Below are 12030 nucleotides of genomic sequence, written 5' to 3' on the forward strand. Positions count from 1 at the left end.
ATTGAAGGACGAACTTGATAAAATTGAATTTTGATTGATTGCGTCGCTTTCAAACCTCGACTTTAAATTAATTTATTCGAAATGAAACCAACCCTAACAAATAAGAACGACCTAGTAATTCTTGCAAATCAGAAGACTGAGCAAAGGAAATATTGGGAAAATAAGCTGTCTGGTAGAAACGATATTACTCATTTTGTTTTTGACAATATTGATTTGAACGATGACCCTGAATATGTTCAATATGAAGCTGAATTTTCAAATGTGACATATGAAATGATTAACAAAGTGAGTGCTAAGGCTGATATAAAACTCTTCACGGTGTTGTTATCTGCTGTTAGCTACATTACATCAAAATACACTGACGCAGAGTTGGTCTCTATTGGCACTCCTGTTTTTAATGAAAATACCATAACTCAATTTTTAGTTCTGACCAATATAATTGAGTCTGGTATGACGTTCCGACAGTTGTTGAACAATAGCAAATCAGAGTTAAGACAGGTGAATGAAAACTCTGATTACCCCTTAAGCCTGTTGATTGAAAAGCTAGGATTTAGAACTTCTAACTCACCTAGAGCAAAGCTGTTCGATATTTCACTGACTCTTGATAACATTCAAGATTATGAATTGGTGCAACAACACCAAGCAAATATAAATCTCCGATTTCTGAAGAAAGAAGACTCACTTAACCTTATTGTTGATTATAATCAGAATGTTTATAGCAAAACCTCTATTGATGATATCGTAAAAAAGGTTGAAAGATTCCTTATGAATGCCATGGTTGATTTGGATGCTAATCTTAATCAACTTTCTTTGATTGATGAAGATGAGAAGACAGAAATTGCAAACATTACTACGGGTCAAAATATACCTGTGGATAGTACTTTAATTCAATTATTTGAACAAGCTGTAGCTAACTACCCGGATGTAGTGGCGGTTAGCGATGAAAAACAGACATTAACCTATAGCCAATTGTCTCAGAGATCAAATGATGTAGCAAAATACTTAATAGACCACGTAGGGCGGGTAAATGAAATTTGTGTCTTGCACCATCGAAATGTAAATCTACTCATTTACGTTCTTGGTATTTTAAAGGCGAGTAAGACTTTTGTGCCATTAAATCCGGATGATCCGGCCGACAGGCTAAAGTATATTTTAAAAAATTGTGGCGCAGGCTTATTAATCACTGACCCTGAATATTTATCTTCAAAGACAAGCTTTATAAACCACTGTAAGGCAAAAAATATTGGTATAATCAGTAATCCGGTAATTGATAGCGGAAAGGTGACCACCTTCGATAACCTTTCCTTGCCCAATGCTCCGGCGTATATCGTATATACTTCAGGTACAACAGGAAAACCTAAAGGGGTTGAAGTCACTCATGGTAACTTATCTAATTATTTATACTGGGCATCCACTAGGTATTTAGGGAATAAGAGCGACAGCATGGCGTTACATTCAAACATTGCTTTTGACATGTCAATGACCTCAATGTTCACTCCGCTGATTAATGGAAATGAAGTAATATGTTTTCAGGAGCATCCTGACCAATTCATAATTGAAAAAGTAATTTATGATAACAGGACTACTGTACTTAAACTAACCCCTTCTCATTTAAAACTGATTTTGTACAAATTCGACAAGACAGAAAAGAAATTTAGCACATTGTTGTCAAACCTTAAGCTCAAAAAAATAATCGTGGGAGGGGAGGCGTTAGAGGCTCAAACGGCTCGGAGTATATATGATCTCTTTGATGGGAAAGTGGAAATTTTCAACGAATATGGTCCGACAGAAGCAACCGTGGGCTGCTTAGTTCATAGATATGATCTAAATGAAGACAAGACAGAAAGTATATCGATTGGTAAACCAATAAATAATATTCGTGTATTTGTTTTGGGAGAGGAGAAAGAACTGTTGCCCAAAGGTTTTGTGGGAGAACTGTATATAACCGGGCTAAGTCTGGCGAATGGCTATGTAAAAAACAAGCCTTTAACAGAGGATAGGTTTATAACTCTTCCGGATATCTGTGATACAATAATGTATCGAACGGGCGATATGGTTTCGCTTCTGCCAAATGGTGCTCTGATATATCTGGGTAGAAAAGATGAGCAGGTGAAAGTGCGCGGTTATCGTGTTGAACTGGGTGAAATTCGAAAACAAATAGCCTCACATGAGGAGGTTGATTCTGCAGAGGTTATAGTTAAAGAAGATCAGGAAGGAAGTAACTATTTAATTTGCTATTATACTTCACTAAACGATTTGAAACCGGCAGACCTGAAAGTATACAGTACGGAAAAGTTACCAGCGTACATGGTGCCATTACATTTTATAAGATTAGATCAGATGCCTTTGAGTGCCAGTGGTAAATTAAATAAAAAAGCACTTCCTCCAATTAAGGAAGACGATCTTCAAATTTTAAGGACTCCTCGTAATAAATTGGAGGAGGAATTACTGGTTCTTTGGAAAGAAACTTTAGAAAGTAGTCAAATTGGTATCGAGTCCAACTTTTATCAGATAGGGGGCGATTCTATTAGAGCTATTAGACTCATAGCCAAACTGAATAAGGCCTATAAGATCAAACTTGTGATTGCCGATTTGTTTTCTAACCCAACGATAGCAGAGTTATCCTCGGTTATCGAGGCGAAGGAAAAAAACACCGAAAATGAGCTCCTTGATAAAGTTAGGAAGGAAATTAAAGACCTTAAGGCTGAAATTATCAAAGAAAGAAAGGATTCAGCCGAAATTGAGGATGTATATCCAATTAGTGATATTCAATTGGGGATGATATTTCACTCGAGATTAGAAGAAGGGGGAGCTCTTTATCATGATCAAATGGTAGAGCATATGGCCTATTCACATTTTAATTTTGAACGTTTTAAAAAGGCTCTGGATCTAATGGTTAAAAAGCATAGCATATTGCGGACAAGCTTTGATCTAAGGTCACATAGTAAGCCTGTACAAATAGTTTTTAAAAATGTTGATCTCGACCTTGAACTATATCATCTTTCTCACCTGTCCACTGAACAACAAACCGATCATATAAGAAGGTTTTCTGAAGATGATAGATTGAAACCCTTCGACATTATGAAATCACCCCTTTGGAGGATTCGTGTCTTTGTGTTAAACAACAGTGAAATTATCGTTCTATGGGTAGTACACCATGCCCTGATCGATGGTTGGAGCGATGCCTCATTTAAAACTGAGTTACATAATACATATGAATTGCTAGGCCTGGACGATAATCATCAGCTTTCTTCTTTGAAGGCAGACTATAAGGATTATGTGATAGAAGAATTAGCAAACAGCAACAACGATGCATTGAAATCTTTTTGGGCCAAAGAAATTTCCTGCAGCAAACCGATCAGGTTTGGAGGTCAGAATAAGGTGAAGGAAAAATTATCCATAGGTTATTCTTCCCTAAAGCTGTCCAATGAAATGGAGGGAATGCTTGAAGAGTGTGCATTGACTTTAGGAGTGGACATTAAAACTTTATTTTTCTCAGCTTATTTACTTACCATCAAGACTTTGACTCGTCAAGATGATTTGATCGTTGGGTTAGTGGCCCATAACCGACCAGAGATAGAAGATGGTGATAAGATATTGGGCTGCTTTTTAAATACCCTGCCGATTAGAATTAATTTGGAGGATAGCTGGAATTACGGCGATTTAGTTCAATCTGTATATGCTAAGCTAAAACTCATACAAGAGTATAAACAATTAACTTTGCAAGAGATAAAGAGCCAGAGATGGAAAAAGAGTACCCAGGATACTTTTCTTTTTGATACAATATTCAATTACATGGATTTCCATATATATGACTCAGCCATGCAGATGGAAACACTGAACAATGAGGAGCTAGATATTCCCGACTGGTCAGTTACAAACTACACGTTGTCGCTCAACGTAGGCAAGGTGCGGGGCGGCTTTGAAATAGAACTGGTGTACCACCATGGAGTAGTATCTGATTTGGCCATGGAATTTTGTGGTATAATGAAAAGATCACTTGAATATATAATTAGACAACCTAGTGAAGCAATAGCTTCGGGCAGCCTGTTCCAGGACTTAGATAAGCTCTTTGAAAATGTTTATTGGAATAAAAAGTCCTATGATGATGTTGAAGTTTGGGAATTGCTGAAGAATTCTAACCAGTCAGAAACTGAATTGAAAGAATCAATTTTAGATATTGATAATATTAAACCCCTTAGCGAGAAGAGTATGCAAATTTTATCTCGCCCAATGTGCTTAACTCATCAAATTAAAGGAAATATAGATCCTGGGCGCATGAAAGGTGCATATATGCAGTTAGTAAATGAATTAAACCTTACAAATAATCTACTTAAAGGTAATAATGAATTAAATTCGAATAAGGACTTTTTGATCGAATTTACAATTTCTAAATGCGATCGTGATAAGATGGATCAGAGAATTTTTGATTTTTATCAAGCTGTAAGAACATCAAATGATATACAAATTTCTGTAGTGTTGTTCATATTGCCTGATGATAAGCATCTATTGCTTCAAATTATACCGGCATATCTATATGAGAGTGTGCTTTGGGAAGAGATGCAGAATCAACTTTGGAGGTTTTATGAGGGTAAGACTAATAAAGTTAAATTTGGTGAAGGATATGAATTTCTCAACTCTGTGACAAAACAATTGGAATTTTGGACTTCTGAGTTTTCTGAAAATCATGAGTATTTCAATCTTCCCACTGATTTTAAAAGTAAACAGAATAAAACAGAGGAATTTGAAACCTGTGACTTTAGTATATCGAGTGAAGTACTTGCTTCATTAAGACAAACTGGAACAGATAACCAAATCCCGATTAGCAGTATTTTGTTAAGTGCAATAGGTATACTACTGGCAAAACTTCAGAGTAATAGGATAGTTACCATTGAAGCTTCTTTGAGTCATGATCATGGCAGCCCTTTGGTGATCTCGGAAAATAATTCCAGATCCACTATACCCATCAATGTCGTACTGGAGGACACTAGTTTTTTAAATATTATTTCTGAAAATCATCGAAAGGTTATCGAATCAAAAGGAAATCAAGGATATCTGATCGATTATTTAGCCGAAGCATCGGATTCTATAAACACAGGACTTCAGAGTAGCGTTGTTTTTGAATATATAAAAGATACCAGCTTGGTATATGATAGTGAAGAGATAGAAGTCAAGCCCTATGGGCTTGCTGGCTTGGCCCAAAGAAGCTATGCACTGTCATTTCGGTTGATTGAGTATAAAGACTCACTAGGTTTTAGCATTCAGTATGACAGTGCGTTATTCAAACCTGATACTATTCAAAGATATTCTGGTTATTTTAATAATATATTGTCCAGTGTATCAAATGATCCGAAAATGAAATTGTCGCAAATAGATATTTTGCCACATTATGAAAAGTCTAGAATTCTTAACGAGTTTAACAGCACAGACATTAATTATTCTATTTCCGAAACGGTAATTTCTCTTTTTGAAAGTCGAGCGACCATTTTTGCAGATAAAGTTGCTCTATGGTATGGAAGTGAATCAATGACTTACGCAGAATTTGATGAATTAACAACAAAGATATCGTCTTACCTGATTAAGCAATATAATGTGCAATCCGGCCAGTTAGTGGGGGTAATGATGGAGAGAGAAAAGTACTTGGTGCCGTGCATTTTTGCAATATTAAAAACGGGTGCGGCATATGTGCCAATTGATCCTAATTTTCCTGAAGATCGAAAAAGGTTTATAATGGAGGATGCAGGATTACAGGTTTTGTTGACGAGAAGCGAGTATTGGAGCATATTTGACGATAGCCTGCCTGAGGTATTAGATATGAATACGGCTATAAATAATATTTTGGAGACAGAAAACGTTATTGACTTTCCTACTATTTCAAATAACGATCTGGCCTATGTTATGTATACATCTGGATCTACCGGCAGACCAAAAGGGGTTATAATAGAGCACCATTCATTAAGTAATATAATTCAATGGCTGCAAAGGGAATACGTTCTGGACTCAAACGACGTACTTTTGTTAAAGACTCCAATAGTATTTGATGTTTCCGCTTGGGAGCTTTTCTGGTGGCCTTTGGCTGGTGCATCATTAAGCATATTAGAGCCAGAATTTGAGAAAGACCCCGAAAGAATGATAGGCATAATTGACGCTCACCAAGTTACGGTGATCAATTTTGTTCCGTCCATGTTAAATATTTTCTTGTCAAGTCTATCAGATAGAATGGCCGTTGATAAGATTAAAAGTTTACGATATGTTATTGCCAGCGGTGAAGCACTGAAGCCGGAACATAAGGAGTCTTTTAAAGATCAAGTACACAATGCGGTTAACACACAATTGATTAACATTTATGGACCTACTGAAACGAACGGTGTAACATTTCATAATTGTGACTTTAACATCGATAATACTGCAATACCAATTGGTAGGCCTATTGACAACTCCCAATTGTTTATACTTGATGAATATATGCGCCCTGTCCCTATCGGAGTGTATGGTCAGCTCTATATCGCCGGTACATGTTTAGGAAGAGGCTATCTGAATAAACCTGAACTTACGCATTCGAAATTTGTAAATCATCCTTTTAGAGAGCATGATAAATGTTACCAAACAGGGGATGTTGCAAGATTCCTGGAAAGCGGAGAGATTGAATTTTTGGGTAGGATGGATAGCCAGGTAAAGGTAAGGGGTTTTAGAATCGAATTGTCGGAGATAGAGCATTGTTTAGCAAAGCATGAAAGCGTACAGGAAGCCGCAGTTGTTTGTATTGAGAAAAACTCAGAGATGTTTTTAGTGGCCTATTATGTGTCTGATAATGTCCTAGACCCCTTAGATCTAAAAGCTATGCTGTCACATAGCCTGCCATACTATATGATCCCATCTTATTATCAACATCTTGAAAGCATCCCCCTTACTTCTAATGGAAAGCGTAATACTAAGTATCTATCCGATTTAAATATTGAGTTGGAGCACAAATATTCGCCTCCAACCGACCAAGTGGAAAAAGACTTAGTGGAGATTTGGTCCACCGTTTTAAATATTGAAAAGGATCAAGTAGGGATTAATACCGATGTTTTTGACATGGGAGGAAGTTCTTTAACACTTATGTTACTTGTGGACAAGATCCACTGGAGTTTTGGGTATAAATTGTCCATAGGTGAGCTATATAATAAAAACAAAATATCAGAAATCGCAACAATGATCAGGGCTAATTTGGTAGTAGCTGATAATTTTGACGATGAGGATATTGATAAGATTGTGATCTAAATGTGAGTCAATTACAAGTCGTTGAAAAGGAATTCTTAAAAGGTAAATTAACACCTTGTTGACTCTAAAGCTGAAATTTTATTTAGTTGTTTTAATGATTTGAATATAAACAAAAACCTAATGATATCAGACGAATACCGCGTAGAGCAAATATCAGATAATGAAATCCTATTACCACAAAATGGGACTAGTGGTCCAATAGTGATTAAGAACTCACAAGGAACAGACTTTGTGGAATTTGCTAAAAATAATCAAGTTCAGTTAGATCAATATTTAACAATGTATGGGGCAATTCTATTTAAGAGTTTTAACATTGGCGGTGTTGATGGCTTTAATCAAATATTACCGAGCATATTTGACGAGCAGATTGAATATAAGCAAAGAACCTCTCCAAGACATTCCGTTTTAGGTAATATCTACACATCTACGGATCATCCAAGTGATCAGGTGATTCATATGCATACAGAATCATCGTATGCCACGAAGTGGGCCAAACGAATCTGTTTTTATTCAAATGTTCCTCCTGCCGAGGGTGGAGAGACGCCAATTGCAGACGTGAGAAAAGTGTTAGGATCCATTAACCCAGAGGTTGTCGATAAGTTCGAACGAAAGGGAGTAAAGTATGTGAGGAATATTATGCCTGGTGTTGGCATGTCTTGGAAAGAAGTATATCAGGTAGAAGATAAATCTGAGCTTATAAAGATCTTAAATGAGTGCGGTATGGAATACACTTGGGTTGATGAGGATCATCTTAGGCTGGAGTGGGTACGCCCGGCATTCCAATTTCATAAAGAATCTAATCAAAAAGTATGGTTTAACCATGCGTTCTTTTACAGTAAGTACTTGTTAGATGAAATAATTTTGGAGGTAATACCTGAGGAAGATTTGCCATTTTCTACCTATTATGGAGATGGTGACGATATAGAGAAAGAAGTTATCGAAGAGATAAAGATGGCATATTCGAAGCATATGATTTTGAATAAATGGGAAAAAGATGATGTACTTCTTCTAGATAACATGCTTTTTGCTCATGGGAGAATGCCTTTTAAAGGAGATCGTGAGATATTAGTAGCCATGGGTAACCCAGCTGAATAGTTGCTGCCTCCCTTCTAAAAATTTATTCCTGAGAAAAACACAAAAATCAGTTTATTAAGAATTTCATGAATCCTCGGCATTAGGTGTTAGTGAAATTTAGTCTGTCAAAAAAATGGTTTGACCCAATATGTTGAATGAGAAGGGGGATCTTAGACAGTTGTAGATTTTAAATTATTAAAATAATTATTTTATGATCGATGAAGCTAAAAATATGTTTGAGCCGATTGATAGGGTTAGACAAATTGACCTCGATACCTTTAATGACCTCTATGCCCTTCCTAGAATACCCTTGGTTATAGAGAATATGTCTTATAGTTGGCCCGCAACCCAAAACTGGTCTATTTCATCATTCAAAGAACGATTTGGTGATCATGTAAAACTAGTAACCAAATCCAATGATTCAACCATTAAAAAATTGAGGTTCAAAGATTATGTGTACTATATGGAAAACGTCAATCACGACCATGCCTTCTATTTAAAAAACTGGGAGTTCGTTGAGGATTGCCCTGAATTGCTTAATGAATATGAAGTTTTACCTCATTTTGAATCCTGGCTTGATTTTTTTCCCCAGTCTCAAAGGCCAAATTATAAATGGATTTATATTGGGCCAAATAAATCGTATTCCAAATTACACATTGATATTTTTATGACAAATGCTTGGAATATTCTTTTCGAGGGCAAAAAACTGTGGTTCTTTTTTCCTCCTTCCGAGAGTGAAAAACTAAAGGCAAATCATTTTCATCCAAAATTCCCAGGTTATTCCTTCCCTGTTGCCAAAGGTCTTAAAGGGTATTATGCTGTTCAGAGTCCCGGAGAGATCATGTTCACACCAGGAGATTGGTTCCATCAAGTGTACAATTTGGAAAAAACATTGGCTTTAACTGAAAATTATGTCAATGCAACTAACTATGATTTGGTCGAAAATCATTTAAAACAGATAGGAAATACAAAGATGGCCTCTCAGCTTGCGGAGCTGAAACGGAGGTGTCAGATCTAAGTCAGGAACATTGTTCTTTTTATTTTAAGAAAACCGAGAGCAATTATTTGATCGAAAAGTCCGGAATGATCAAAAAGTGAGATGATAGAATTGCGTTCCTTGTCCATGGATACTACGTAAAAAAATCTTCAAAATGAAAAAAATTGACTGTTTAGTACTTGGTCACTTAGAACTTGGTACTAACAATATTTATGCTTCACTTAAAGAAGGCGGTATCAATTCTGGTAGTTATCGAGACTTCAATCTGGGGTTTGTGACGATTGACGGAAAGCATTTCTCTTTATCGGAGTTATACAATGCTGAATTAAGTAAAAAATCAATTGAAAATGGGCTGATAATGAATAGCAATACCTTTAACGCGGCTATTTCTTATTTAGGTACTTATTTTAATCGGCGTGGATTGAGCTTTGATTATATTACCTCCATAGATTTGGAAAAAGAACGACTGAGGGAGGTTCTGATCAACAACCAGATAACATCTATCGCTCTTCTCACCACTCTATATGTTACTCCTGAGCCTATTGTTGAGATTGTAAAGTTTGTGAGATCATTAAATACTGATGTGAAGATAGTAGTTGGGGGGCCTTTTATCTCAACTATGTGTAGAACTCATGATGATGATTACATCGCTTATGTTACTGAATTTATCTTACAGGCAGATTATTATATCAATAGTTCACAAGGTGAAAAATCACTTGTTGATCTAATTCAGGCTTTAAACTCGAATGAACTGGTCAGCCATGTAAAGAATTTGTTTTATATAGAAAATGGTATTCTAATTAAAAATGAGACTAAAACAGAGCAAAATTCCCTACATGAAAATATGGTCGACTGGAGCCTGTTCAAAGATGACAATAAAGAATATGTTAATCTGCGTACGGCTGTTTCCTGCCCTTTTACATGTGCTTTCTGTGGTTTTCCGGAAAATGCAGGAAAATATCAGACAGTGACCCCCGAAATGGTAGTTGAAGAGCTTAAACAACTGGATGAGTTTAACCCTTCCTTAAAAAGTATCTATTTTATAGATGACACATTTAATGTACCTAAAGAGCGATTCAAAGAGTTGTTAAGATTAATTATTAAAAGTGGTTTAAACCTGAAATGGCATTCATATTACCGGTGTCAATTTGCTGATCAGGAATCCATTGAACTAATGAAAGAAAGTGGGTGTGAGGGAGTCTTTTTGGGTATTGAATCCGGAAGCGATGTTATACTCAGCAATATGAACAAAGGTTCTAAGGTGCGTCATTATGAAAGAGGAATAGAGCAATTACATAAAGCAGGTATTACAACATTTGGCGCGTTTATTACTGGTTTTCCCGGAGAAAATGAAGCTACCGTCAGACAGACAATCCAATTTATTGAAAATTCAGGACTGGATTTCTTTCGTACACAAATGTGGTTTTGTGAACATATTACACCAATATGGAGACAAAGGGAGAAATATAATATTGAAGGTGAAGGGTTTAACTGGTCACATAGTACCATGGACTCTCAAACGGCGTGTAACTATGTGGAAGAAATATTTTGCGAAGTAAAGAATGTAACATGGTTGCCACAACACGATTTTGATTTCGAAAATGTCTGGAGACTCGTTCACAACGGAATGGATATTGAACACGTTAAGAAACTGGCTCAAGCTTTTAATGCTGGTATTAAGGAAAAAGTATTGAATCCGTCAATTACTGAACTCAATAAAGCCTATTATCAGGAGATTCAATCTATAATTGAACGGCATATTTATTCTACTTGCAATGTCATCAGCATTTGACTGAAATCCTGCTAAGCTTATATTAAGATTGAATTTAACATACTGCTTCGAGACGACTTTTGTAATTAACAGGAATTACCAAATGATCAATGAGGTGCCTGATATATTAAGTTAAAATGATTTTTAGAGATAAGATCAACTGGTCGATTTAATAATTTGATAAGTAAATAATTAAAGATGAACACATGCAATGATTTACACCTGCAGAATGATGCTAAAATTGTAAGTAAAACGATTCCTGGAGAAAAATCCATAGAATTGATCAAGATCCAAAATGATAGTGAAGGGAGTATCGTATCTTACCCTAAAAGTATGCCTATTGCAGTAAAAAGGGCAAAAGGAGCTACAATCGAGGATGTTGATGGTAATATTTTTATTGATTTTTTCAGCGGAGCGGGAGTGCTAAATGTTGGTCATAGTAATTCCTATGTATTAGAATATATTAAAGAACAACAGGAACAATTGATCCATATGTTGGATTTTCCTACGGAGAATAAACTGCAGCTTATTCAAAAGATTTTGTGCCAGTTTCCAGAAGAAATGAGAAATCGATATAAGGTGAGTTTTTGCGGGCCAACAGGGTCTGACGCGGTTGAGGCCGCCATTAAGTTGGCTAAACATAAAACTGGTCGTGAGGGCGTAATAGCTTTTCATGGCTCTTATCATGGAATGACCTCAGGCTCCTTATCTGTCACAAGCAATGTCCAATTGAGAAATAGAATAAGCTCTTTGGTACCAAACATCAGTTTTGTCCCTTACAGTTATTGTTACCGTTGTCCTTTTAATAAGGATCAGGAGACATGTGAAATGGATTGTGCTGATTATCTCAATTACATTCTAAACAATCCACATTCAGGACAAGCCAAGCCTGCCGCTATACTTTTAGAACCTATCCAAGGGGAGG

5 protein-coding genes are annotated in these 12030 nt (G+C 36.2%); all 5 read left to right on the forward strand.

Features of this window, described 5'->3' with window-relative positions; translation table 11 throughout:
- The first annotated feature begins 81 nt into the window (after positions 1 to 81).
- Positions 82 to 7263: a non-ribosomal peptide synthetase gene (locus E1163_RS14180; protein WP_155172908.1), complete on the forward strand. Its 7182-nt coding sequence runs from the start codon at positions 82 to 84 to the stop codon at positions 7261 to 7263.
- A 120-nt stretch (positions 7264 to 7383) separates the two neighbouring features.
- Positions 7384 to 8358: a TauD/TfdA family dioxygenase gene (locus tag E1163_RS14185; protein ID WP_155172910.1), complete on the forward strand. Its 975-nt coding sequence runs from the start codon at positions 7384 to 7386 to the stop codon at positions 8356 to 8358.
- A gap of 190 nt (positions 8359 to 8548) precedes the next feature.
- Positions 8549 to 9355 (forward strand): cupin-like domain-containing protein, encoded by an 807-nt coding sequence (locus tag E1163_RS14190; RefSeq protein WP_155172912.1) that lies wholly within the window; start codon positions 8549 to 8551, stop codon positions 9353 to 9355.
- A 133-nt stretch (positions 9356 to 9488) separates the two neighbouring features.
- Positions 9489 to 11126, forward strand: a complete 1638-nt coding sequence (locus E1163_RS14195) for a radical SAM protein (RefSeq protein WP_155172914.1) — start codon at positions 9489 to 9491, stop codon at positions 11124 to 11126.
- 177 nt (positions 11127 to 11303) lie between these two features.
- Positions 11304 to 12030: aminotransferase class III-fold pyridoxal phosphate-dependent enzyme (locus E1163_RS14200; RefSeq protein WP_155172916.1), on the forward strand; the 727-nt coding region annotated here is incomplete at its 3' end.

Origin of the sequence: Fulvivirga kasyanovii (genome assembly GCF_009711405.1) — a bacterium.
GTDB lineage: Bacteria > Bacteroidota > Bacteroidia > Cytophagales > Cyclobacteriaceae > Fulvivirga > Fulvivirga kasyanovii.